The sequence below is a fragment of the Amycolatopsis sp. NBC_00348 genome (genome assembly GCF_036114655.1).
Lineage (GTDB): Bacteria > Actinomycetota > Actinomycetes > Mycobacteriales > Pseudonocardiaceae > Amycolatopsis.
Genome location: NZ_CP107994.1, coordinates 10,593,349 through 10,615,648, shown reverse-complemented (window position 1 = coordinate 10,615,648; position 22,300 = coordinate 10,593,349). Strand labels below are relative to the sequence as shown.

Sequence of the window (22,300 nt, the reverse complement as noted above, 5' to 3'; positions counted from 1 at the left end):
ACCGGCCACGCATCCCGATTTACGCTCAGTGCGTGCTGGTGCTCCTCCCCCCTTCCGAGACCAAGGCCGACGGCGGCCGCGGCGCCCCGCTGGACCACGCCGCCCTGTCGTTCCCCGAGCTGAACCCGACGCGCGCGAAGCTCGCCGACGCGCTCGTCGAGCTGGCGGGCGACGTCCCGGCCAGCATCGCGGCCCTGGGCATCACCGAGCGCCAGGCCGGCGAGGTCATCCGCAACGCGCAGCTGTGGACGTCCCCGACGATGCCGGCCCTGCGCCGCTACACCGGCGTCCTCTACGACGCGCTCGACGTCAAGAGCTTCACGAGGGCCGGGCTGGCGAAGGCCCACCGCCGGCTGGCGGTGACGTCCTCGCTGTTCGGCGTGGTCTCGGCGACCGACCCGATCCCGGCGTACCGCCTCTCGGGCGGCAACTCCCTGCCCGCGCTCGGCACCATCCGCGCCATGTGGAAGCCGGTGCTCGAGCCGGTGCTGCAGAACATCGACGACCTGGTGGTCGACCTCCGCTCGGGCACGTACTCGGCGTTCGCCAACCTCCGCCCGGACGCCGTGACGGTCCGAGTGGTCACCGAGAAGGCCAACGGCGAGCGCGGAACGGTCAGCCACTTCAACAAGGCGTACAAGGGCCGCCTGGCCCACGTGCTGGCGGTCACCCGCGCCGAACCGTCCACTGTGGACCAGCTGGCCAAGGTGATCCGCAAGGCGGGCCTGGTGGTGGAACGCACCGGCGACCACGCACTGGACCTGATCACCGAAGGCTGACACTCCCCGCCGACACCGGGCCACGCCACAGCGCCGATCGCGGCACAGCACGGTCGTCTCTGCCGCGACGCCCGCTGACTCGATCCGGACCTGCCCGCAACCCGGCGCCGCCGACCCGACCCGCACCAGAACCGGCCGCGACTCGACGCGGCCGTCCCGACCCGCACCAGAACCTGCGACTCGGCGCGGCCGATCGCGAGCCGGAACGGATCCGTCGAAAGCCGCCCGGTCGGGCACCGCCAGCCCGCGGTTGAAGCGTTCAGGACCGCAAGTCCGCAGGCTGAACCAGCCCGCAAGAGAAAGCAGTCCGCAGTCGGACGCGGTCCAGGGCTAGAAGCGGTCCAAGGCAAACGGGCTCAGGTCGAAGCCTGGATCCTCGCCCAGCGCCACCGCCGCCACCAGCTTTCCGGCGTACGGGGCGTTCGTCAGGCCGCCTGCGCCGAAGCCCGTCGCGATCGTCAGGCCCGGGCGGATGCTGCCCAGCACCGGGAGGCCGTCCGGGGTGCCCGGGCGGAAGCCCACTCGGGTCTCGGCGAGCGTGGCTTCTGCCAGGCCGGGTGCGATCGTCAGGGCGTTGTCCAGCACCTCACGCTGGCCGGCGGCGGTCACCCGGTAGTCGAAGCCGGACTCCGTCTCGCGTGTCGCGCCCGCGACCACCCGGCCGCCGCCGAAGGCCAGCAGGTAGTGGCTGGTGCGTGGCAGGACCACCGGCCACGCCGACGTGTCGGTACCGGGCAGGTCGAAGTGGCTGATCTGGCCGCGGTGGGGCGTCACCGGCACGTCGACGCCCAGTGGCGCCAGCAGCTCGCGGCTCCACGCGCCGGCCGCCACCACGACGCTGTCCGCTTCGAGCGGGCCCGCCTCACCCGCCACTGTGCCGTCGGCGCGGAAGGCGACCTCACCCTCGACGAACTTCGCGCCCTTCCGCTCGGCGGCGGCCAGCAGGGCCCGGCGCAGCTGGTGCCCGTCGACGCGGCCGGCGCCGGACAGGTGCACCGCGCTCAGCCCGGGCGCCAGCGCCGGGAACAGCTCCCGGGCCTGGGCCGGGTCGAGCGAGCGGACCTCGCCGATCTCCGGCGCGTCCGCCGCCCGCGCGGCCAGCCGCTCCCGCGCCTCGGCGAGCTCGGACTCCTCGGCCGAGACGATCATCCCGCCGACGACCTCGAACGACGACTCCTCGCCCAGCTCGGCCAGTTCCGCCGTGAACTCGCGGTAGTACCGGCCCGCGGCTGCCGCGAGCGGGTACACCGCGTCCTCCCAGCGTGACGTCCAGGGACTGACGATCCCGGCGCCGGCCTCGGTGGCAGTGCCGGGCCGGGCCGCGTCCGCCACGATCACTTCCGCACCCCGGCCCGCCAGGTGGTAGGCCGTGGCGGCACCGCCGATTCCGCTTCCGATCACGAGCACTCGCATGCTCCCCACCCTGCCCGACCGTGCCGCGCCGGGGCGACCCGGATTCCCCCGCGCGGGCACCCGGACCGCCGTATGCTGCGCGCCATGCCGAGCCGTGCCGAGCGGTATGTCGCCCATCTCGACACCCTGACCGGGAGCACCGACCCCCGGCTGCAGCCGATCCCGTCCACCCACGCCGGGCTCGACGACGTCATCTCGCTCGTCTACGCCGGCGAACCCGAGCCGCGCTACCTGACTGGCGCGACCTACGGCCTCTCCCTCGCCGACCACGCGGAGTGGCACGGGGTGAAGCCGGAGCTGTGGATCAGCGTCCGCTCCGACGACCCGGTCTGGGCCCTGGCCATCGGGTACCTGGCCGAACACCTGCGCGGCACCTGCCCGTTCGTCTACGGCGACACCATCGACTTCGGCGAGCCGATCGCGCCGGAGTCCGACATGACCGCGTTCGCCGTCTCGGCGCCCGCCGGCCTCGACGCGGACCAGTACACCCTGCTCGACTGCGGTGGCGCGCCCATCAGCATCGCCGGTTGCTTCCCGGTGCACGACATCGAGCGGGAGTACATCCGCGAGCACGGCATCGACGCGTTCTGGCAGCTGGACTGGGACCTCTACGACGTCCGCCGCCCGCCGGTGGTCTAGCGCGAACCGACCGCCGGTGCGGATCGTGGGTCAGGAACCCTTTCCCAGCACGGCCATTGCCGCGTTGTGGCCGGGGATGCCGCTGACACCACCTCCTCGCACCGCTCCCGCGCCGCACAAGAGCACGCGCTCGTGCGGCGTCTCGACGCCCCAGCGGCCGGCCTGCGCCGGGTCCGCCGCGAACGGCCACGCCAGGTCCCGGTGGAAGATGTGCCCGGCCGGCAGCCCGAGCTCGGCCTCCAGGTCCAGCGGCGTTTTCGCCTCCACGCACGGTTTCCCGTCCGGCCCGGTCAGCAGGCAGTCCTCGATCGGCTCGGCGAGCACGCTGTTCAGCGAAGCCAGCGTCGCGCGCAGCGCCTCTTCGCGCGCTTCGTCGTTGCGTCCCTCGAACAGCCGCGCGGGCATGTGCAGCCCGAACAACGTCAACGTCTGGGCGCCGGCGGCCCGCTCGGCCGGACCCAGGATCGACGGGTCGGTCAGCGAGTGGCAGTAGATCTCGCACGGCGGCAGCGTGGGGATCTTCCCCGCCGCCGCCTCGCGGTACGCCGTCTCCAGCTGGGTGAAGGTCTCGTTGACGTGGAACGTGCCGCCGAACGCCTCGGCCGGGTCGACGCCCGGGTCCCGCAGCTTCGGCAGCCGGGACAGCACCATGTTCACCTTCAGCTGCGCACCCTCCGGCCGGTCGGTGCTCTCTTCCCCCAGCAACCGCGCCAGGGTGGGCGGCGCGACGTTCGCCAGGACGTGCCCACCGCGCACGACGTGCTCGGTGTCGGCGTGCCGGTAGCGCACCTCGCCGCCGGGGTCGATCGCCAGCACCTCAGCACCGGTGACGAGCTTCGCGCCCGCCGCGGAAGCCACCGCGGCCAGCGAGCCGGTGACCGCGCCCATGCCGCCGACCGGCACGTCCCAGTCGCCCGTCCCGTTGCCGATCACGTGGTAGAGCAGGCAGCGGTTCTGCCGGAGGTCCTCGGCATCGGCGGCCGCGAACGTGCCGATCAGCGCGTCGGTCAGCACCACGCCGCGCACCGTGTCGTCACCGAACCACGAGGTGAGCGCCTCGCCGATCGGCCGCTCGAACAGCATCGACCACGCTTCGGCGTCATCGACCCGGGCCCGGAAGTCCACTTCGGACAGAAGTGGCTCGGTCAGCGTGCCGAAGGTGCGTTCGGCAACTTGCCCGGTCAGCTCGTAGAACCGGCGCCACGCCGCGTAGTCCGCGGTGGAGCCGGTGAGCGCCCGGAACGACTCGGCGGTCCGGCCTTCGTCGCCCGTGTCGACAAGGAGACCCGAATCGCCGGAGGGCGTGTACGACGACATCCGGCGCCGCCGCAGCGCGACGTCCAGACCGAGGTCCGCGATGATCTTCCTGGGCAGCAGGCTGACCAGGTACGAGTAGCGCGACAACCGGACGTCGACGCCGTCGAACGCGCGGAACGACACAGCGGCGCCACCGGTCTCGCCGCGCCGCTCCAGCACGAGGACCGACCGGCCGGCCCGCGCCAGGTAGGCCGCCGCGACCAGCCCGTTGTGCCCGCCACCGACGACCACGACGTCGTACGCATCCATCCCGCTCCTCCTCGTTCGGCCTGCCTGATCATCGTGACCACCGCGACGGCCGGAATTCAAGGAAAGGGCACGAACGGACCGTTCGCGCAATTCGGTTGCGCGGCGCCGGGGCGGCCGGGCAAGCTGGGAGACGTCCGGCAGGGAGCCGGGGTGTGAGCGAGCGGGGAGGTGCCTGTGGTGATGACTGTGCGGGCCCGTCTGCGCCCAAGCCCACCCGCCCCCCGAGGCTGATCACGCGCCCGGTGGGGCATCCCTGAACCAGGAGAACCCACCAGTGCGCCTGCACGACTTCGAAGATCACGACCGATTCGACGAACGACCTCCGCGCCGCCGCGAGCGGTTCGGCGGCGACGACCACCACCGCACCCCGCTCCTCTCGCGGTTCGCCGACGAAGGCGACCGACCGCCCTCGCGGCTCGACGAGGAGCCCGACTGGCAGTCCTCGGACCGCTACACGCGGTTCGACGACGAAGACGGCCCGCAGCGCTCGCTTCGCGGCGAGCACTTCGGCGACGACGAAGACGAGCAACGATCGTCTCGCCGCCACGGACGGGTCAGCGACGAGGACGACCCACAGCCCTCGGACGGCTACACGCCGTTCGAGGACGAAGACGACCTACAGCCCTCGCGCCGCCGTGGGCAGCTCAGCGACGAGGACGACCCACAACCCTCGCGCCGCCGAGCGCGGGTCGGGGACGAAACGGACCAGCGGGTCTCCCGGCGTGCTCGGTTCGACGACGAACCCGAACCCACCCGGCGCGGGCGGCTGACCGAAGGCGAACGTGTCCGGCTCGCGAAACTGCGGGACGACGCCTACACCGAAAACCAGCTGCCCGACGGCGCCGATCGCTGGTCGACCTGGGACGACGCCGAGCACGGCCCGCTGCCCCGGCCGGACTGGGTCGTCACCGAGCTCGCCGCGGTCGACACCGACCTCGGCGTCCTCAAGACCGGTAAGGAGGCCGATGTCCACCTGCTGCGGCGCGGGCTGCCCGGCACTCCCGGCGGGCTGCTCGCCGCGAAGCGGTACCGCAGTGACGAGCACAAGCTGTTCCACCGTGACGCGGGCTACCTCGAAGGGCGGCGGATGCGCCGCTCCCGCGAGACCCGGGCCATGGCCCAGCGCACCGCGTTCGGCCGCAACCTGATCGCCGAACAGTGGGCCGTCGCGGAGTTCGCCGCGCTGGGTCGCTTGTGGACGATCGGGGCGCCGGTGCCGTATCCCGTCCAGCGCAACGGCACCGAACTGCTGCTCGAGTTCCTGGGCGAGGACGACGGGACCGCGGCTCCCCGGCTGGCCCAGGTCCGGCCGGAGCCCGACGATCTGAAGGACCTGTGGTTCCAGGCCACCGCGGCACTGGAGCTGCTCGCGTCCGAGGGGCTCGCACACGGTGACCTCTCGGCGTACAACCTGCTCGTGCACCAGGGGCGGCTGGTGGTGATCGACCTGCCCCAGGTCGTCGACGTCGTCGCCAACCCGGGCGGGGTCGACTTCCTGGCGCGTGACGTGCGCAACCTGGCCGGCTGGTTCCACTCACGGGGCCTCGGCGAGCACGTCACCAGGCCCGATGAGCTGCTGGCGGAACTCGTGTCCGACGCCGGGATCGGGTGATCGCGGGGCGGCGTCGCAGATGTGGTGTGGAACACGTCTGCGACGCCGCCCACAACAGGTGACCTCAACGAGTAGTCCCGACCCCACCTCGGGTACAGTAAGCACAGACCGCAACCGGCGGCGTGGATGAGTTGGTGTCCGTCGCCTCCAGAGCCACCGAATGGCTCGCGGTGATCCGTAATCCCAAAGCGGCTCGCAGTGTCGTAAAGCGACAAGACACAGTGCGCCGGGGTCCGTCCCTGTGAACGCCCACCGCACACCATCTTGCCCTGCCTGCGCGCGGGGAGCCCGGGCCTCCTTGTGACGAACCATGTCCGAGAGGCATTTGTGACAGTCACGTTCAACTCTGGTACCACCTCGACGTCCGCGCACGCGGACCGTCCCGACCGCCGGCCGCGTCAGCGCCCCGCCGGTGGGGACACGCTGCGTGATGACGCAGTCGAGACCGTGGAGACCAGGACTTTCGCCGAGCTGGGCCTGCCGGAGCCGCTGCTCCGCGCGCTGGCCGAGGCCGGCATCAACAGCCCGTTCCCGATCCAGTCCGCGACCATCCCGGACGCCCTGGCCGGCCGCGACGTGCTGGGCCGCGCCCAGACCGGTTCCGGCAAGACCCTCGCCTTCGGCCTGGCCATGCTGGCCCGGCTCGCCGACGGCAAGGCCCGCCCGAAGCGCCCCCGCGCGCTGATCCTGGTGCCGACCCGCGAGCTGGCCATGCAGGTGGCCGACTCGCTGACCCCGCTGGCCAAGTCCCTCGGCCTGTGGTGCCGCACCGCCGTCGGCGGCATGGCCTTCGCCCGCCAGGCCGACGCGCTCGCCCGTGGCGTCGACCTGCTGATCGCCACCCCGGGGCGGCTGTCGGACCACGTCCGGCAGGGCACCGCGCACCTGGGCGACTGCAACTTCATCGCCCTCGACGAAGCCGACCAGATGGCCGACATGGGCTTCATGCCGCAGGTCCGCGAGATCATGGACCTCACCCCGCCGGGCGGGCAGCGGCTGCTGTTCTCGGCGACGCTCGACGGTGACGTCAACCGCCTCGTGCGGCAGTACCTGAGCGACCCGGTCACGCACTCGGTCGCGCCGTCGACCGCGAGCGTCACCACCATGGACCACCACGTGCTGCAGGTCTCGCACCAGGACAAGCAGGACGTCATCACCCACATCGGTGCCCGTGAGGGCCGCACGATCATGTTCGTGCGCACCAAGCACCACGTGGACCGCCTCGCCGAGCGCCTGCGTGAGCAGGGTGTCAACGCGGCGGCGCTGCACGGTGGCAAGACCCAGGGTCAGCGCAACCGGGTGCTCGCGGACTTCAAGGAAGGCCACACCCCGGTGCTGGTCGCCACGGACGTCGCCGCGCGCGGCATCCACGTCGACGACATCTCGCTGGTGCTGCACGTCGACCCGGCGGCCGACCACAAGGACTACCTCCACCGCGCGGGCCGCACGGCGCGCGCCGGGGCGTCCGGGGTCGTCGTCACGGTGGTCACCAACGACCAGCGCCGCATGGTCAAGCGGATGACCGACCGGGCCGGCGTCCGCGCCGAGTCCACGATGGTCCGTCCGGGTGACGACGCGCTGACCCGCATCACCGGTGCCCGCGAGCCCAGCGGCGAGCCGGTCATCGAGCGTCGGCGTGAGAGCCCGCGTCGCGGTGGCGGCGGCGGTGGCTTCCGCGGCGACCGCGGCAGCTTCGGCGGTTCGAGCCGTGGCGGTTACCGCGGCGGCAGTGGCGGCGGCAGCAGCAGCAGCCACGCCGGCAGCGGTGGCGGCTACGCCGGAGACCGTGACCGCGGTGGCGACCGTGGCGGCTACAACCAGGGCTCGCACGAAGGCCGTTCCGGCGGCTTCAGCGGCCGCGGCCGTCAGCCGCGTTCGGGCGGCGGTGGCGGCTACGGCCGGCCGAGCCGTGGCCCGCGTCGCGGCTACGACAGCTGATTTCTCCCGGAAGCCCCGGGCCGGCACTCGCCGGTCCGGGGCTTCCGGCGTTTCCAGGCCCGCTTCACGGCCGCGCGAGGCCCGGGTGGGAGACTGCGGGATGTGACTACGCCGCCGACACTTCCGCCCGACCAGGTTTTCGACTGGCTCGACGTCGAGGCGGAAAAGCGTGCGGGCGCGGGTCTGGTGCGGCAGTTGCGGCCACGCCCCGCCAAGACCGACGAGCTGGATCTCGCCGGCAACGACTACCTCGGGCTGGCCCACGACAAGCGTGTCGCCGGGGCCGCCGCGGCCGCCGCGCTGCGGTGGGGCGCGGGCTCGACCGGCTCACGGCTGGTGACCGGCTCGACCGAGCTGCACACCGAGCTGGAGATGGAGCTCGCCCGGTTCTGCGGCGTGCAGGCCGCGCTCGTGTTCTCGTCGGGCTTCACGGCCAACCTCGGCGCGGTGACGGCGTTGTCCGGCAGCGAAGCCGCGATCGTCACCGACAAGTACATCCACGCGTCGCTCATCGAAGGCTGCCGGCTGTCGCGGGCGGACATCGCCGCCGTCGCGCACGCGTCGCCGTCCGCGATCAAGAACGCGCTGGCGACCCGGCGCAAGCCGCGGGCGCTGGTGGTGACCGACTCGGTGTTCTCGGTGGACGGCGACCTCGCCCCGCTCGACGAGCTGGCCGGGATCTGCCGCGAACACAGCGCCGGCCTGCTGGTCGACGACGCGCACGGCTTCGGCGTCCTGGGTGAAGGCGGGCGCGGCGCGGTCCATGCCGCCGGGCTCGCGGGCGCCCCCGACGTCGTCACGACGTTGACGCTCTCGAAGGCCCTCGGCGCGCAAGGCGGGGCCGTGCTCGGGCCGCGTCGCGTGATCAAGCACCTCATCGACACCGCGCGCAGTTTCATCTTCGACACCGCGCTCGCGCCGGCCAGCGCCGCCGCCGCGCTCGCCGCGTTGCACGCGCTGAAGGAAGAGCCGGGGCTGGCGGAGAAGGTCCAGGAGAACGCCGGGAACCTCGCGATGCAGCTGAAGGCGGCAGGGCTGAAGGCGAGCGTGCCGGACGCCGCCGTGATCTCGGTGCAGGCGCCGTCCGCGGAGACGGCCGTCGCGTGGGCCGCGGCGTGCGCCGAGCAGGGCATCCGCGTCGGGTGCTTCCGGCCGCCGTCGGTACCGGACGGCATCTCACGGCTGCGGCTGACGGTGCGCGCCGACCTCACGGAGTCCGATGTGGACCGTGCCGTGAAGGTGATCACGGCGACCGCGCCGCGCGGTGCGACCGACTGAGCCGTACCGCAGCGGTCGGTTCGCGTACCCGGACGGTCGGCTCGCGTACCTGGAGGGTCGGTTCGCGTGCTCCAGCGGGCATCACGCGTGATTGGAGAGGCATCACGCGTGATTGAAGGGTCGACTCGCGTGATTGCGAAGACGACACTCGCGTGATTCGGGACGGGACTCGCGTGATTGGGGGCGGGACTCGCCGTTAGGCGGGGCGGCGCATGCGGATGTGGGGGATTCCGTCGTCGTCCGTGTACTCGGGGCCTTCTGCGGCGAAGCCGTAGCGCGCGTAGAAACCCTGGACGTACGTCTGGGCGTCCAGGACGTACTCCGCGGGGATCGTCAGCGCCGCGTCCATCAGGCTGGCTGCCAGGCCCTGACCTCGGGACTGGGCCGCTGTGACCACCCGGCCGATGCGGCGGATGCCGCCTGGGTCCAGCAGGACTCGCAGGTAGGACGCAACCCCGTTGTCGTCCGAGAACCAGAGGTGGCGGGTGTCCGGCAGCAGGTCGCGGCCGTCCAGTTCCGGGTACGCGGCCTTCTGCTCCACCACGAAGACGTCCACCCGCAGGCGCAGGATGTCGTGCAGCTGGGCAGCGGTCAGCTCCGGGCCGGTCGCGTCGTGCAGGGTCGGCATACCCCTGCTTACCACGCTCAGCCGAGCAGGCGCGGGTTGGCCTGTTGCTGGATGTCGTTGACGTACGCCGAAACCCGCGTGTAGACGCCCGGCTTGCCGGCCTTGCCGCAACCGTCGCCGAAGGACACCAGGCCGATCAGGGTGTCGCCGACGACCAGCGGGCCGCCGGAGTCGCCCTGGCACGCGTCGACGCCGCCGTCGGCGTAACCCGCGCACACCATGGTCTTCGGGTCGTAGACGTCGTAGTCGGAGTTGCAGTCCTTGTCGCCGATCACCGGGACCTGGGCGCTGCGCAGGTAATCGGACCGGTCGCCGCCGTCGGCGACGCGGCCCCAGCCGAGCACCGTCGCCTGCGTGCCTTCGCGGTAGGACGCCGAATCGCCGCTGTCGGGCAGCTTCGCGGGCCGGTAGCCGAGCTGGCCGCGCACGGTCAGCACCGCGACGTCGTTGCCCGCCGTCGGGTCGCTGTACCCCTTGCTGATCCAGATCTTCGACACGCTCAGCACCTGGCCGTCACCGGTGCGCTTGTCCTCGCGCCCGGCCACCACGCGGACGTCCTGCTTCGCCACGGCTTTCGCGCAGTGCGCCGCCGTCGCGACCGCCGTGGAGCTGACGATCACCGCGCCGCAGTACTGGTTCCCGCCCGGGTCGGCGAGGTACACCGCGTACGGGTGGTCGTCGAGCGAAGCCTTGTTGCCGCCGACGATCCGGGGCTGGTCGGCGGACGCCGGGTCCGCCGAAGCCGTGTTCACCACGACCGGGACGGCGACCGCCGCGACCGCGAGGAGCGCGCCGCTCACGAGCAGCAGGGATCGGCGGGACTTCACGGACATGGGTCGTTCCCCTCTTCGAACACCAGGCAAAGGCACTGCGCACGGCACTCACGCGACTCCACAGCGTGAACAGGTGGCCCTGAATACCCTAATCGGAGTGAGCCCGAAGCGGTGTCACTGAAACGGGTGGACTCCGCGCTCACCGACCGTTTATGTCAAGCTTGCGGAATGCGACGGACAGCGACGGCGGCGCTCGGGACGGTCATGGCCGTCACGCTGGCCGCCTGCACGTCGGAGGTCCCCTCGGCGCCCCAGCCGGTCGCCGCGACGCCGGTCACGACGACCGTGTCCAAACCCCCCTCCCCGGTGAAACCGGCGCCGCCGAAGACGTCGAGCGCGCCCGTTGTCACCTGGCAGGTGGGTGCCCACCCGCTCCCCCTGCGTTCCGACGGCTTCGGCGAGATCGAACCGACGCCACCCGAACTGGTGAATCGGGCACTTCCGACAAAAGACGTTCTTCCCCCGCCGGCCGGGAACGCCTACGCCTCGACGATCAGCGTCGTGCCCGCCGCCGTCCTCGCACGCAGCACCTGGCAGGCCGCCTGCCCGGTCAAGGCCACCGACCTGCGCTACCTCACGATGGCGTTCTGGGGGTTCGACGGCCGCGCGCACACCGGCGAGATGCTGGTGAACGCGTCCGGCGCCGCCGGGATCACGAAGGCCTTCGGGAAGCTCTTCGCCGCGCACTTCCCCCTCGAGGAAATGCGCGTGACCAGCCCGGCCGAGCTGACCCTGGCGCCCACCGGCGACGGCAACTCGACCAGCGCGTTCGTCTGCCGCCCGGCGCGCGGCCAGACGACCTGGTCAGCGCACGCCTATGGGCTGGCGGTGGACGTCAACCCGTTCTGCAACCCCTACACCCAGGGCGATCTGGTGCTGCCCGAGCTGGCTTCGGCATACGTCGACCGCTCGCGGAAACGCCCCGGCATGGTCCTGGCCGGCGACGCCACGGTCCGCGCATTCGCGGCGATCGGCTGGAGCTGGGGCGGGGCGTGGACCAGCCCGAAGGACCGGATGCACTTCACGGCCAATGGGCACTGAGTACGTAATACGACGTTAAGCACACGCGGGAACACCTGCTCCACGCGGCAGGTTGGCTAGGGTGAACCGACCGGAACGAGCCCGCGGAGGATGAAGTGCCCCACTACGACCTGGTGATCGTCGGGACGGGATCGGGGAACTCGATCCTCGGCCCCGGTTTCGCCGGCAAGAAGACGGCCATCGTGGAGAAGGGCACCTTCGGCGGGACCTGCCTGAACGTCGGCTGCATCCCGACGAAGATGTTCGTCTACGCCGCCGACGTCGCCTACACGCCCGCCGAGAGCGCGAAGTACGGCGTCGACGAAGAGCTCAAGGGCGTGCGTTGGCGCGACATCCGCGACCGCGTCTTCGGCCGCATCGACCCGATCGCCGCCGGCGGCGCGGAGTACCGCCGCAGCCACGAGGACAACAAGAACGTCGACGTCTACGAGGGCACCGGGCGCTTCACCGGGACCAAGGAACTGCGCGTCACGTTCCCCGACGGGCGTCCGGACGAGGTGCTGACCGCCGACCGGTTCGTGCTCGCGGCGGGTGGCCGTCCGGTGATCCCGGACATCCCCGGCATCGAGGACACCGGCTACTACACCTCCGACACGGTGATGCGGCTCGACGAGCTGCCCGAGCGCATCGTCATCCTCGGCGGCGGGTACATCGCGGCCGAGTTCGCGCACGTCTTCGCGTCGTTCGGCGTGCGGGTCACGCTGGTCAACCGGTCCGCGCGGCTGCTGCGCTCGGAGGACGAGGACGTCAGCGCCCGCTTCACCGAGCTGGCGTCGGAACGCTTCGACGTCCGACTGGAGCGCAAGACCGTGCGGGCGCGCAAGACGGCCGACGGCGTCGCGCTGGACCTCGAAGGGCCGCAGGGCGCCGAGACCGTCGAGGCCGACCTGCTGCTCGTCGCGACCGGCCGCAAGCCGAACTCCGACCTGCTCGACGTCGCCGCCACCGGCGTGACCACAGTGGACAGTGGGCACGTCGTGGTCGACGACTACCAGGAGACCGCCGTCGAGGGCATCTACGCGCTCGGCGACCTCTCCTCGCCGCACGAGCTGAAGCACGTCGCGAACCACGAAGCCCGGGTGGTGCAGCACAACCTGCTGCACCCGGACGAGCGGATCGAGGCCGACCACCGGTTCGTGCCGCACGCCGTGTTCACCCACCCGCAGATCGCGTCGGTCGGGCTCACCGAGCAGAAGGCGCGCGAGCAGGGTGTGTCCTACGTGGTCTCGAAGCAGGACTACGCCGGGATCGCCTACGGCTGGGCGATGGAGGACACCACCGGCTTCGCGAAGCTGCTCGCCGACCCCGCCACCGGGCAGCTGCTCGGCGCGCACATCATCGGGCCGCAGGCGTCGAGCGTCATCCAGCCGCTGATCCAGGCCATGAGCTTCGGCCTGGACGCGCACGCGATGGCGCGTGGGCAGTACTGGATCCACCCGGCCATGCCGGAGCTGATCGAGAACGCCCTGCTCAACCTGCCCCTGGACTGAGTCACCACGGGCCGGGCGGGGTGACCGCCCGGCCCGCGGGAGCCCCTAGAGCGTGATCGACCAGGTGTCGAGGGTCCCGGTGTCGCCGGGGCCGTAGTCGGTCACGCGCAGCTGCCACTTGCCGGCCGCCGGGGACGACGCCGTCGCCGGGACGGTGAACGTCCGGGCGCCGCTCCACGGCGTGCAGGTGCTGCCGCCGCTGTACTTGAGCGCGTACGCCTTGCCCTTCGGGTCCAGCAGCGTGATGCCGAGGTCTTCGGCGCACGTGTGGCGGATGGTCAGCGAGACGCCGATCGAGGCGGCCGCGCTGCCGGTCAGCGTCGAGCTGATCGGGCTGAGCACCTGCTGGTAGTCACGGATCGCGTAGTCGGTGTCGTTGGTCAGCGTGCGGGAGCCGCCGCCACCCGCTTGGGTCCGCGCGCTGACGGCCGCGCTGGCCGCGGACGCGTTCCCGGCGGCGTCCTTCGCCTTGACCGTGAAGGAGTACGCCGTGTCCGGGTTGAGCCCGGAGACCGTGGCGCTGGTCCCCGCGACGCTCGTGGCGAGCGTGGAGCCGTTGTAGACGTCGTAGCCGGTGACGCCGGTGTTGTCCGTCGACGCGTCCCAGGCGAGCGAGACGCTGCTTGACGTCGTGCCGGTGGACCGCGGGTTGCCCGGCGCGCTCGGCGCCGTCGTGTCGCCGGTGCCGCCGCTGGTGACCAGCGAGAGCTGCCACTTGTTCAGCGCCTCGATCACCGGCTGGAACAGCGACATGTCGCCGTCACTCGGGTTCTGGACGCACTGCGACGGGCCGCCGTCGTGCAGGCCGGTGGCCTTGCTGCCGAGCAGCCAGCCGCCGCCGGAGTCGCCGCCGAGCGAACACGCCGTCGTCCAGGTCAGGTCGCCGATGATGAGGCCGTTGCCGTAGTCGGCGGACTTGTGCGTGTACTTCACTTCGCCGCACTGCCAGTGCGAAGTGTTGCCGGAGTGGCAGACGCTGTCGCCGACCATGGCCTCGGCCGCGCCGGAGAGCGTGACCGCCGGCTGGCCCCAGGTGTTGACCGACGCCGAGAGGTTCCAGCCCGCCTCCGTCACCGCGACGAGGCCCATGTCGCCTTCCTGGCCGTTGACGCTGTGCGTGCCGCCGACGTTCGACGTACCGACCTTGTTCTGCTGGCCCGAAGCGCCGTAGGCGGCCTGGTTGCTGTCGTTCGTGCAGTGCCCGGCGGTCAGGAAGTGCTTGGCACCACTGGAATCCGTGACGGGGAAGCCGACCGAGCAGTTCGATTCGCTGCCCGGCCACCACGGGTTGCCGGTCTGGATCGTGCCCGACTGCTGCTTCGGCGACGTCGTCGTCTCGGTGATCCGGACGCCGATTTCCCTGACGCCGGAAAGGAAACTCTCCGTCGCGGCCGTCTTCTTCCTGCGGTCGACGGAGACGCCGACCTCGTTGTTCCGGACGTCGACACCCCAGCCGTAGACGCCGGGCACGCCCTTGCCGACCAGCGCGCGGACGGCCGCGTCGGTGCGGTCCAGCTCGGCCTGGCTGCGGGCCACGACCTGCGCCGCGGCCCCGGTGGCGCGGACCTGGTCCGCGGCGGCCGGCGTCGTGACGGCGACGGTCAGCTTCCCGGCGGCCGCGTCGAACCACTCCCCCGCCGACTGCTGCCGGACGGCGGCCGGCAGCGCCGCGGCCAGGCGGTGGGCGTCGTCCTGGGCGGCGAGGCGGGTCCGGGCCTGGTCCGCGGACAGGCCGAACGCGGCCGCGACGCCGTCGACCTCGGCCTGCGGATGGGCCGGCGGTGCCGGTGGCGCGGCTTGAGCGGGCTGGAAGCCCAGTCCCAATGCGGCGAGCGCGGCGACACCCGCGACGGAAACCAGTCTGCGCATGAGGTTCTCCTCGGATCGGGATTCGGTTCGCCGACGGTAGATCCCGGAGAACACCGAATTGAAGATCCGCAGGGCCTTAACAGTTAACTGGCGTCCCATTCCCAATCGAAACCGTAACGGCCGGGGCCGAAGTTCAGCGCGACCCCGTGCACCGCACCGGATTCCGGGACGACGTCGGTGTATTCGGCCGGCTGGCCGTCGTGTTCCACGATCCGCCGGCACACCGCGGGTACCGCCGCCGGGTCGAAGCGGATTTCGAGCACGTATTCGCGGACCGGCAGCCGGAACTTGCGTTCGTAGTTCGTCGCCAGTGGATGCGGCGCGCGATTCACGAGCGTGTGCTCGGTGATCACCGTTTCGCCGCGGACGAGCGGCCGGCCGAAGAGCAGTTCGACGACGAGCAGGCCGTCCTCCGGCTTGTGCACGCTGCGCCCGGCCTGGCAGCCGCGCAGGGAACGCACCTCCGGCAGCGGCCGGTCGTGCTCGTCGAGGTGCAGGATGACCACCCAGCGGTCCGGGCCGTCCGCCTCGGCGCGCAGCACCTGCCGCGAATGGAACTCCAGCTCCTCGCGATCCGGGCCGACCGTCACGACGTCGTGCTGGCTGATCCGGGTCAGCCGCTCGTCCCAGCGGGTGTCCACATCGGACACCGCGGCGTCGATGCGCCCGCCGTCCGGCCAGAACCGGCCCATCTCGGCGGCTGTGGACCGGCGTGACCGCGGCGAGCCGAGCAGCGCGACGAGCGACCCCGGCGGCACGTCGAGGACGACTTCGAGCTGCCGCACCCCGCGCACCGAGTCCCGCCGCTGCGGGCGGCTGCGGCCGGACTGCCAGTAGCTCAACGTCGCCGTCGTGACCGAGACGCCGCGGGCGTGCAGGTGTTCGCGCAGGCGGTCGAGACTCAGGCCGCGGGCGCGGATCGCCGCGCGCAGGGCCGCGTCGAACGGGCCGGTGCGCAGCAACGTCCCGAGGGCCGGCGACGGAACCGCCATCGAACGATCTTAAGCCGCCGAACGGCCGAGAACGGTATTAACTGTTAAGAATCAGACGAACCGGTGGCGTCCCGCGAGAGCGCCGAAGCCCATCTGCACCACGAGCAGGCCCAGCAGCATCGCCAGCGGCGCGGTCCAGCCGCCCGCGAGGTCGTGCAGCAAGCCGAAGAGGAACGGGCCGAGCGCGGCGAACAGGTAGCCGAAGCCCTGGGCCATCCCGGACAGCCGGGCGGTGTCGCCGCCGGTCTTCGCACGCAGCGCGATCACCGTCAGGGCCAGTGAGAAGACGCTCATCCCGAGGCCGATCAGCACGCTCCACAGCAGCGGCGACCACGCCGGGGCGAGCATCAGCCCGGCCGTCCCGGCCAGGCCGAACACACCGAACGTCACGATCCACCCGCCCTGGCCGCGCTGCCGGGCCGCCATCGGCGCCACGACCAGGCTGATCGGCACGGCGATCAGCGAAACCAGGCCGAACAACAGGCCCGCGTGGTCGCGCGAGACACCGGCGTCCATCAGCACCTGCGGGAACCAGCCCATCGCCGCGTAGGCGTAGAAGGCTTGGAGGCCGAAGAAGGCTGTGACGATCCAGGCCAGCCGGTTGCGCAGCAGCGAGCGGCCGCCCTCGGCGGCGTCGGCGTGACGCGGTGCCCGGCCGGTGCCGCGGGCTGCGAGAATCCACGCGGCGAGCGCGACGACGGCCACCACCGCCCAGCTGCCCAGCGCCGGGCGCCAGCCGCCGAAGGCGTCGCCCAGCTGCGGGGTCACGGCCGACCCGAGCGCGCCGCCGCCCTGCAGAGCGGCGGTGTAGACGCCGGTCATCAGGCCGATCCGAGCCGGGAAGGAGCCCTTGATGACGACCGGGATGAGCACGTTGATCAGGGCGATCCCGGCGGTCGCGACGAGCGTCCCGCCGAGCACGACGTACGGGCCGTCGAGCACGCGCAGCACGAGCCCGGCGGCGATCGCGGTCAGCGCGACCGCGATGGCGGCGCCGATCCCGGCGCGACGGGCCAGCAGCGGCGCGGCGAGCCCGGCGCCGGCGAAGCAGAGGGTCGGCAACGTCGTCAGCACACCCGCCCAGAGCACGGACGCGCCCAGGCCGGCGCGCATTTCGGCGAGCATCGGGCCGACTCCGGTGATGGCCGGACGCAGGTTGAGCGCCGTGAGCACCACGGCGACCGCGAGCAGCGCGCCGCCGGCGACCACGCCGGGCGTGCGCGTCTCGATCGCGCCGTCCAGCTCGGGTTCGAGTGCTGATTCACGGGATTCGACGGGCATACGAGCTACTATCGCATACGTAGGATGATTGGATGAAGGGATAATTCCTGTGCCTCTGGCCACCACCCGGCGGACAGGCTTGGTCGACCAGGTCATCGAGCAGCTGCGGACCGCCGTCACGCAGGGCGAATGGCCGATCGGCGAGCGCATCCCCACCGAGGTCGAGCTGGGCGACCAGCTCGGCGTCGGCCGCAACACCATCCGCGAGGCCGTGCGCGCCCTCGCGCACACCGGCATCTTCGAGGTCCGCCAGGGCGACGGCACCTACGTGCGCGCGACCAGCGAGGTCTCCGGCGCGATCCGCCGGCTCTGCGGCGACGAGCTGCGCGAGGTGCTGCAGGTCCGGCGCACGCTCGAGGTCGAAGGCGCCCGGCTCGCCGCAGCCGAGCGGACCGACGAAGACGTCGCGGAGCTGCGCGCGCTGCTGGCCCGCCGCGAGGTCGAGCTGAACGAAGGTCGCTGGCCGGACTTCGTGCGCACCGACGCCGAATTCCACTGCACCGTCGTCCGCAGCGGCCACAACCGGCTGCTCACCGAGCTGTACCGCGGGCTGACCGAGGTCATCACGGCGAGCGTCGCGGCGACGTCCACCATCACGCCGGGCGCCGGACACATGCCTGAGATCGGCCACGAAGGCCTCGCGGACGCCATCGCCGAGCGCGACGCGGACCGTGCTGCCGCCGAAGCCTGCGGCTTCCTGGACGAGCTACTGGAGCGCATCGAACCGGCCTGAGCTGGGCTTTTGCTCATTTGGCACCACTTCTGACCCCTAAGGGTGCCAATTCAGGGTTGTCGTGGTGCCACGATGGCGCCATAGTTGTGCCATGGACCTGACGCCCTTCGTAGACGAACTCCGGCGGGAGCTCGCGGTCGCCGCCGAGTCGGCGGGCGAGGAAGCCGTCGCCCTCGCCGAGCGGCTCACCGCGCCGCTCGAGTCGGCGATCCGGCTGACCCTGCTCGACGCCCTGTCGGCCGCGGCCGACGAGATCACCCGCGACCTCGCGCCCGGCTCGGTCGAAGTCCGCCTTCGCCGCCGGGACGCCGAATTCGCCGTCTCGCTGCCCACCGCACCCGAGCCGGCGCCCCAGCAGACCCCGCCGCCGCCGTCCGAGCCGGACGACGGCACCGTCTCCCGGATCAACCTGCGCCTGCCCGAGCAGCTCAAGCAGCGCGTCGAGGAGGCGGCGAACCGGGACCGGCTCTCCACCAACGCCTGGCTGGTCCGGGCCGCGAACGCCGCACTCGGTTCCGGGAGCGCCCAGCCCCGGCAGCGGTCGGTCTACGGCGACAAGTACACCGGCTGGGTTCAGTAACCCTTCTTCTTCCTTCACGGCTCCGACCTGCGGAGACGCCACCCGAACCGCCCAGGAGGGCACAGCCATGCCTGTTTTCGCCACCCCCGAACCGATCACCGCCACGATCGACGTCAGCGTCGCCGACGTCCGGATCGTCGCCGGCGAGCGCACCGAGACCACCGTCGAGGTCGAGCCGGCCGACCCGTCCGACAACGACGACATCAAGGCCGCCGGCCGCACCCGCGTCGAGTTCACCGACGGCGTGCTGCTGGTCAAGGGCCCGAAGTACACCACCAAGCTGTTCGGCAAGGGCGGCGCGCTGCACGTCACGGTCGAGCTGCCGGCCGGCTCCCGGGTCCGGGCGGTCTCCGCCATGGGCGATTACCACGTGTCCGGCCGCGTCGGCGACAGCCGCGTCAAAACGTCCGTGGGCAACATCCACGTCGACGAGGCCTCACGGATCGAGGCGAACACGGCGACCGGCGACATCTTCGTCGGCCGCGCCACCGGGCACGCCGAGCTCGGCACCGGCACCGGCGAGCTGCGGATCCGCGAGATCGACGGCACCGCCGAGCTGAAGAACTCCAACGGCGAGACCCGCGTCGGCGAGGTCACCGGCGACCTGCGGGTCTCCACGGCCAACGGCGACATCCTCGTCGACCTCGCCCACGCCGGGGTGCACGCGAAGACGGCCGCCGGCGACGTCCGGATCGGCGAGGTCATCCGCGACGCCGTCGTGCTCGACACCGCGGTCGGCGAGATCGAGGTCGGCATCCGCGAGGGCAGCGCCGCGTGGCTCGAGCTCAGCTCCCTGACCGGGGCCGTGCGCAACTCGCTCGCCGCGTCCGACGGGCCCAGCGGGACCGCCGAGACGGTCCAGATCAAGGCCCGCAGCTACACCGGCGACATCGTCATCCGGCGCGCCTGAACTTTTGTTGACACAGAAGGGGAATCCGATGCCAGACGCCATCGTGGCCGAAGGACTCGTCAAGAAGTACGGCGGTGTGACCGCGCTCGACGGCATGTCGCTGCGGGTGCCGGAAGGCACCGTGCTCGGGGTGCTGGGGCCGAACGGCGCCGGGAAGACCACCACCGTCCAGATCCTCACGACGCTGCAGAAGCCGGACGCCGGCCACGCGACCGTCGCCGGGTTCGACGTCGTGCGGGACGCGCACGCGCTGCGGTCGCACATCGGCGCGTCCGGGCAGTACGCCGCCGTCGACCTGGAGCTGACCGGGGCCGAGAACCTCGAGATGGTCGGGCGGCTCTACCACCTCGGCACCAAGCGCGCGAAGGCCCGCGGCCGGGAGCTGCTGGCCCGGTTCGACCTCGAAGCCGCCGCCGACCGCCCGGTGAAGGGCTACTCGGGTGGCATGCGGCGCCGGCTCGACCTGGCCGGCGCGCTGGTGGCCAACCCGCCGGTGCTGTTCCTCGACGAGCCCACGACCGGGCTCGACCCGCGGGCCCGCACGGACCTGTGGGACGTCATCACCGAGCTGGTCTCGGGCGGCACGACGCTGCTGCTCACCACGCAGTACCTCGAGGAGGCCGACCGGCTCGCCGACAGCATCGCCGTCGTCGACCACGGCCGCGTGATCGCCCGCGGCACCTCCGACGAGCTCAAGGACCTCGTCGGTGGCGAGCGGATCGAGCTGACCGTCGGCACCCACGACGACGTCGCCCGCGCGCGGGCGACGCTGGCCGGGCTGGGCGGCGGCGAGCCGCAAGCCGACGGGTTCCGGCTCACCGTGCCCGTGACCCACGGCGCGAAAGCGCTTACCGAAGCGCTGGCCCTGCTCTCCGCCGACGGCGTCGACGTCCGCGACGTCGGCCTCCGGCGTCCCACCCTCGACGACGTTTTCCTGTCCCTCACCGGTCATGACGTGACCGAACCCGCCGAACCCGTGAAGGAGGCCGTGTGATGAACGCGGTGCAACTGGCCGTGACCGACGGCGTCACCGTCGCCAAGCGGAACTCGATCAAGATCGTCCGGTCGCTGGACCTGCTCGGGTCCATCGTGTTCCTGCCGGTGATGTTCGTGCTGCTCTTCGGCTACGTGTTCGGCAGCGTGATCGACATCCCCGGCCTGTCCTACCGCGAGTTCATGCTGCCGGGGATCTTCACGCTCGCGGTGGCCATGGGCAGCATCGTCACCGGCTACGGCCTGACCGACGACCTGCAGAAGGGCATCATCGACCGGTTCCGCTCGCTGCCGATGTCCCCCGCCGCGGTGCTGATCGGGCGGACCACCGCCGACCTGATCCTCAACGTGACGAGCCTGCTCATCATGGGTCTGGTCGGGCTGCTGGTCGGCTGGCGCATCCACACCGGCGTCTTCGAGGCGCTGGGCGGCGTGCTCCTGCTGCTCGCCTTCGCCTACGCGCTGTCGTGGGTGATGGGGACGATCGGGCTGGCCGTGCGCAAACCCGAGGTGTTCAACAACGTCTCGAGCATCGCGATCTTCCCGCTGACGTTCCTGGCCAACACGTTCGTCGACAGCGGCCGGCTGCCCACCCCGCTGCGGGTGATCGCCGACTGGAACCCGATCTCGGCGATCACGCAGGCGTCGCGGGACCTGTTCGGCAACACGAGCCCGGCCCTGCCCCCGCACGACGTCTGGCCGATGCAGCACGCGGTGCTGGCGTCGGTGCTGTGGATCGTGGTGCTGCTGGCGGTCTTCGTGCCGCTTTCGGTGCGCTGCTACCAGAAGGCGACGAGCCACTGAGCGGTTGGCTCGTGAGTGTTTAGGGCGGTTCTAACCGCCCTAAACACTCACGAGGGCTACGGCAGGGTCAGGATCTCGGCGCCGTCGGCCGTCACCACGAGGGTGTGCTCGAACTGGGCCGTCCACTTCCGGTCCTTCGTGGTGACGGTCCAGTCGTCGGCCCAGATGTCGTAGTCGATGGTGCCGAGGGTGATCATCGGCTCGATCGTGAAGGTCATGCCCTCCTCGATCACCGTCTCCACCGTGGGCTCCTCGTAGTGCAGCACGGTCGGCGCGGTGTGGAACGACGGGCCGACGCCGTGGCCGGTGAAGTCGCGGACCACGCCGTAGCCGAAGCGCTTGGCGTAGGCCTCGATGACGCGGCCGATCACGTTGAGCCTGCGGCCCGGGCGGACGGCCTTGATCGAGCGCAGCGTCGCCTCGCGGGTGCGCTCCACCAGCAGGCGGACCTCCTCGGAGACGTCACCCGCCAGGAACGTCGCGTTCGTGTCGCCGTGCACGCCGCCGATGAACGCGGTGACGTCGATGTTGCAGATGTCGCCGTCCTCGAGCACCGTCGAGTCCGGGATGCCGTGGCAGATGACCTCGTTGAGCGAGGTGCAGCACGACTTCGGGAAGCCGCGGTAGCCCAGCGTCGAGGGGTAGGCGTGGTGGTCGAGCAGGTACTCGTGGACCACCTTGTCGATGTCGTCGGTGGTCGCGCCCGGCTTGACGGCCTTGCCGCCCTCCTCCAGCGCCTGCGCCGCGATCCGGCTCGCGATCCGCATCGCCTCGATCACCTCGGGCGTGCGCACGCCGTTGCCGGTGTCCCGCTTCGGTGCCGGCTTGTCCACATATTCGGGACGGGCGATGGAAGCGGGGACGTCACGGCGCGGCGTCTGGACGCCGGGAACCAGGGGGGCACGAACGGACATGCCTCCA

Annotated in this window: 20 protein-coding genes; 12 read left to right on the top strand and 8 right to left on the bottom strand. The window is 71.6% G+C overall.

Annotated features, from left to right (window positions below):
* Nucleotides 1–32: 32 nt before the first annotated feature.
* The gene (gene yaaA / locus OHS58_RS48130; RefSeq protein ID WP_328646696.1) at nucleotides 33–779 is read left to right on the top strand and encodes a peroxide stress protein YaaA; all 747 of its coding nucleotides are present in this window, start codon (nucleotides 33–35) and stop codon (nucleotides 777–779) included.
* 330 nt (nucleotides 780–1,109) lie between these two features.
* Here yaaA and OHS58_RS48125 read toward each other — a convergent pair whose 3' ends face one another.
* Nucleotides 1,110–2,192: an NAD(P)/FAD-dependent oxidoreductase gene (locus tag OHS58_RS48125; protein WP_328646695.1), complete on the bottom strand. Its 1,083-nt coding sequence runs from the start codon at nucleotides 2,190–2,192 to the stop codon at nucleotides 1,110–1,112.
* An 84-nt stretch (nucleotides 2,193–2,276) separates the two neighbouring features.
* Here OHS58_RS48125 and OHS58_RS48120 point away from each other — a divergent pair, with 84 nt between their 5' ends.
* Nucleotides 2,277–2,831, top strand: coding sequence for a suppressor of fused domain protein (locus OHS58_RS48120; protein WP_326955174.1), 555 nt, complete (start codon nucleotides 2,277–2,279; stop codon nucleotides 2,829–2,831).
* Between the two features lie 30 nt (nucleotides 2,832–2,861).
* On the opposite strand, the gene OHS58_RS48115 is transcribed toward OHS58_RS48120, so the two are convergent.
* Nucleotides 2,862–4,397, bottom strand: coding sequence for a phytoene desaturase family protein (locus tag OHS58_RS48115; RefSeq protein ID WP_328646694.1), 1,536 nt, complete (start codon nucleotides 4,395–4,397; stop codon nucleotides 2,862–2,864).
* Between the two features lie 766 nt (nucleotides 4,398–5,163).
* On the opposite strand from OHS58_RS48115, the gene OHS58_RS48110 reads away from it, so the two are divergent.
* The 3 genes from OHS58_RS48110 to OHS58_RS48100 all read left to right on the top strand — a co-directional run bounded on the left by OHS58_RS48110 (nucleotide 5,164) and on the right by OHS58_RS48100 (nucleotide 9,225).
* Nucleotides 5,164–6,009 (top strand): serine protein kinase RIO, encoded by an 846-nt coding sequence (locus OHS58_RS48110; RefSeq protein WP_328649982.1) that lies wholly within the window; start codon nucleotides 5,164–5,166, stop codon nucleotides 6,007–6,009.
* A gap of 327 nt (nucleotides 6,010–6,336) precedes the next feature.
* Nucleotides 6,337–7,947 (top strand): DEAD/DEAH box helicase, encoded by a 1,611-nt coding sequence (locus OHS58_RS48105; RefSeq protein ID WP_328646693.1) that lies wholly within the window; start codon nucleotides 6,337–6,339, stop codon nucleotides 7,945–7,947.
* A 102-nt stretch (nucleotides 7,948–8,049) separates the two neighbouring features.
* Nucleotides 8,050–9,225: an 8-amino-7-oxononanoate synthase gene (locus OHS58_RS48100; RefSeq protein ID WP_326947239.1), complete on the top strand. Its 1,176-nt coding sequence runs from the start codon at nucleotides 8,050–8,052 to the stop codon at nucleotides 9,223–9,225.
* A gap of 196 nt (nucleotides 9,226–9,421) precedes the next feature.
* Here OHS58_RS48100 and OHS58_RS48095 read toward each other — a convergent pair whose 3' ends face one another.
* Together OHS58_RS48095 and OHS58_RS48090 are read right to left on the bottom strand one after the other, a co-directional pair.
* Nucleotides 9,422–9,853: a GNAT family N-acetyltransferase gene (locus tag OHS58_RS48095; protein ID WP_328646692.1), complete on the bottom strand. Its 432-nt coding sequence runs from the start codon at nucleotides 9,851–9,853 to the stop codon at nucleotides 9,422–9,424.
* 17 nt (nucleotides 9,854–9,870) lie between these two features.
* Nucleotides 9,871–10,686, bottom strand: coding sequence for a S1 family peptidase (locus OHS58_RS48090; RefSeq protein ID WP_328646691.1), 816 nt, complete (start codon nucleotides 10,684–10,686; stop codon nucleotides 9,871–9,873).
* Between the two features lie 168 nt (nucleotides 10,687–10,854).
* On the opposite strand from OHS58_RS48090, the gene OHS58_RS48085 reads away from it, so the two are divergent.
* Nucleotides 10,855–11,727 carry a M15 family metallopeptidase gene (locus OHS58_RS48085; protein ID WP_328646690.1) on the top strand — a complete coding sequence of 291 codons (873 nt, stop codon included), beginning with the start codon at nucleotides 10,855–10,857 and terminating at the stop codon, nucleotides 11,725–11,727.
* A 95-nt stretch (nucleotides 11,728–11,822) separates the two neighbouring features.
* A complete protein-coding gene (locus OHS58_RS48080; RefSeq protein ID WP_328646689.1) occupies nucleotides 11,823–13,217 on the top strand; it encodes a mycothione reductase in 1,395 nt (464 codons plus the stop codon).
* A 45-nt stretch (nucleotides 13,218–13,262) separates the two neighbouring features.
* Here the strand turns inward: OHS58_RS48080 and OHS58_RS48075 are convergent, their stop codons facing one another.
* The 3 genes from OHS58_RS48075 to OHS58_RS48065 form a co-directional block, all read right to left on the bottom strand.
* Nucleotides 13,263–15,086: a proprotein convertase P-domain-containing protein gene (locus OHS58_RS48075; RefSeq protein ID WP_328646688.1), complete on the bottom strand. Its 1,824-nt coding sequence runs from the start codon at nucleotides 15,084–15,086 to the stop codon at nucleotides 13,263–13,265.
* Nucleotides 15,087–15,169: 83 nt separating this feature from the next.
* Nucleotides 15,170–16,078 carry an XRE family transcriptional regulator gene (locus OHS58_RS48070; protein WP_328646687.1) on the bottom strand — a complete coding sequence of 303 codons (909 nt, stop codon included), beginning with the start codon at nucleotides 16,076–16,078 and terminating at the stop codon, nucleotides 15,170–15,172.
* A 51-nt stretch (nucleotides 16,079–16,129) separates the two neighbouring features.
* Nucleotides 16,130–17,359, bottom strand: coding sequence for a CynX/NimT family MFS transporter (locus tag OHS58_RS48065; protein WP_328646686.1), 1,230 nt, complete (start codon nucleotides 17,357–17,359; stop codon nucleotides 16,130–16,132).
* A gap of 49 nt (nucleotides 17,360–17,408) precedes the next feature.
* Here OHS58_RS48065 and OHS58_RS48060 point away from each other — a divergent pair, with 49 nt between their 5' ends.
* The 5 genes from OHS58_RS48060 to OHS58_RS48040 all read left to right on the top strand — a co-directional run bounded on the left by OHS58_RS48060 (nucleotide 17,409) and on the right by OHS58_RS48040 (nucleotide 21,379).
* On the top strand, nucleotides 17,409–18,092 hold the full coding sequence (locus tag OHS58_RS48060; protein WP_328646685.1) for a FadR/GntR family transcriptional regulator: 684 nt from the start codon (nucleotides 17,409–17,411) through the stop codon (nucleotides 18,090–18,092).
* A gap of 91 nt (nucleotides 18,093–18,183) precedes the next feature.
* Nucleotides 18,184–18,672 (top strand): hypothetical protein, encoded by a 489-nt coding sequence (locus OHS58_RS48055; RefSeq protein ID WP_326947230.1) that lies wholly within the window; start codon nucleotides 18,184–18,186, stop codon nucleotides 18,670–18,672.
* A 67-nt stretch (nucleotides 18,673–18,739) separates the two neighbouring features.
* Nucleotides 18,740–19,582, top strand: coding sequence for a DUF4097 family beta strand repeat-containing protein (locus OHS58_RS48050; protein WP_247062484.1), 843 nt, complete (start codon nucleotides 18,740–18,742; stop codon nucleotides 19,580–19,582).
* Nucleotides 19,583–19,610: 28 nt separating this feature from the next.
* On the top strand, nucleotides 19,611–20,576 hold the full coding sequence (locus OHS58_RS48045; protein ID WP_328646684.1) for an ATP-binding cassette domain-containing protein: 966 nt from the start codon (nucleotides 19,611–19,613) through the stop codon (nucleotides 20,574–20,576).
* Entirely contained in the window at nucleotides 20,576–21,379 is an 804-nt protein-coding gene (locus tag OHS58_RS48040; RefSeq protein ID WP_247062480.1) for an ABC transporter permease, read from the top strand. The genes OHS58_RS48045 and OHS58_RS48040 overlap by 1 nt, the downstream gene beginning before the upstream one ends.
* 56 nt (nucleotides 21,380–21,435) lie before the next feature.
* Here OHS58_RS48040 and map read toward each other — a convergent pair whose 3' ends face one another.
* Nucleotides 21,436–22,293 carry a type I methionyl aminopeptidase gene (gene map, locus OHS58_RS48035; protein WP_247062477.1) on the bottom strand — a complete coding sequence of 286 codons (858 nt, stop codon included), beginning with the start codon at nucleotides 22,291–22,293 and terminating at the stop codon, nucleotides 21,436–21,438.
* Between the last annotated feature and the right edge of the window lie 7 nt (nucleotides 22,294–22,300).

Excerpts from the sequence above, each read along its gene's own strand:
- OHS58_RS48125 (WP_328646695.1), bottom strand. The coding sequence starts at position 2,192 with ATGCGAGTGCTCGTGATCGGAAGCGGAATCGGCGGTGCCGCCACGGCC.
- OHS58_RS48120 (WP_326955174.1), top strand. The coding sequence starts at position 2,277 with ATGCCGAGCCGTGCCGAGCGGTATGTCGCCCATCTCGACACCCTGACC.
- OHS58_RS48115 (WP_328646694.1), bottom strand. The coding sequence starts at position 4,397 with ATGGATGCGTACGACGTCGTGGTCGTCGGTGGCGGGCACAACGGGCTG.
- OHS58_RS48095 (WP_328646692.1), bottom strand. The coding sequence starts at position 9,853 with ATGCCGACCCTGCACGACGCGACCGGCCCGGAGCTGACCGCTGCCCAG.
- OHS58_RS48090 (WP_328646691.1), bottom strand. The coding sequence starts at position 10,686 with ATGTCCGTGAAGTCCCGCCGATCCCTGCTGCTCGTGAGCGGCGCGCTC.
- OHS58_RS48085 (WP_328646690.1), top strand. The coding sequence starts at position 10,855 with ATGCGACGGACAGCGACGGCGGCGCTCGGGACGGTCATGGCCGTCACG.
- OHS58_RS48075 (WP_328646688.1), bottom strand. The coding sequence starts at position 15,086 with ATGCGCAGACTGGTTTCCGTCGCGGGTGTCGCCGCGCTCGCCGCATTG.
- OHS58_RS48070 (WP_328646687.1), bottom strand. The coding sequence starts at position 16,078 with ATGGCGGTTCCGTCGCCGGCCCTCGGGACGTTGCTGCGCACCGGCCCG.
- OHS58_RS48065 (WP_328646686.1), bottom strand. The coding sequence starts at position 17,359 with ATGCCCGTCGAATCCCGTGAATCAGCACTCGAACCCGAGCTGGACGGC.
- OHS58_RS48055 (WP_326947230.1), top strand. The coding sequence starts at position 18,184 with ATGGACCTGACGCCCTTCGTAGACGAACTCCGGCGGGAGCTCGCGGTC.
- OHS58_RS48050 (WP_247062484.1), top strand. The coding sequence starts at position 18,740 with ATGCCTGTTTTCGCCACCCCCGAACCGATCACCGCCACGATCGACGTC.
- OHS58_RS48045 (WP_328646684.1), top strand. The coding sequence starts at position 19,611 with ATGCCAGACGCCATCGTGGCCGAAGGACTCGTCAAGAAGTACGGCGGT.
- OHS58_RS48040 (WP_247062480.1), top strand. The coding sequence starts at position 20,576 with ATGAACGCGGTGCAACTGGCCGTGACCGACGGCGTCACCGTCGCCAAG.
- map (WP_247062477.1), bottom strand. The coding sequence starts at position 22,293 with ATGTCCGTTCGTGCCCCCCTGGTTCCCGGCGTCCAGACGCCGCGCCGT.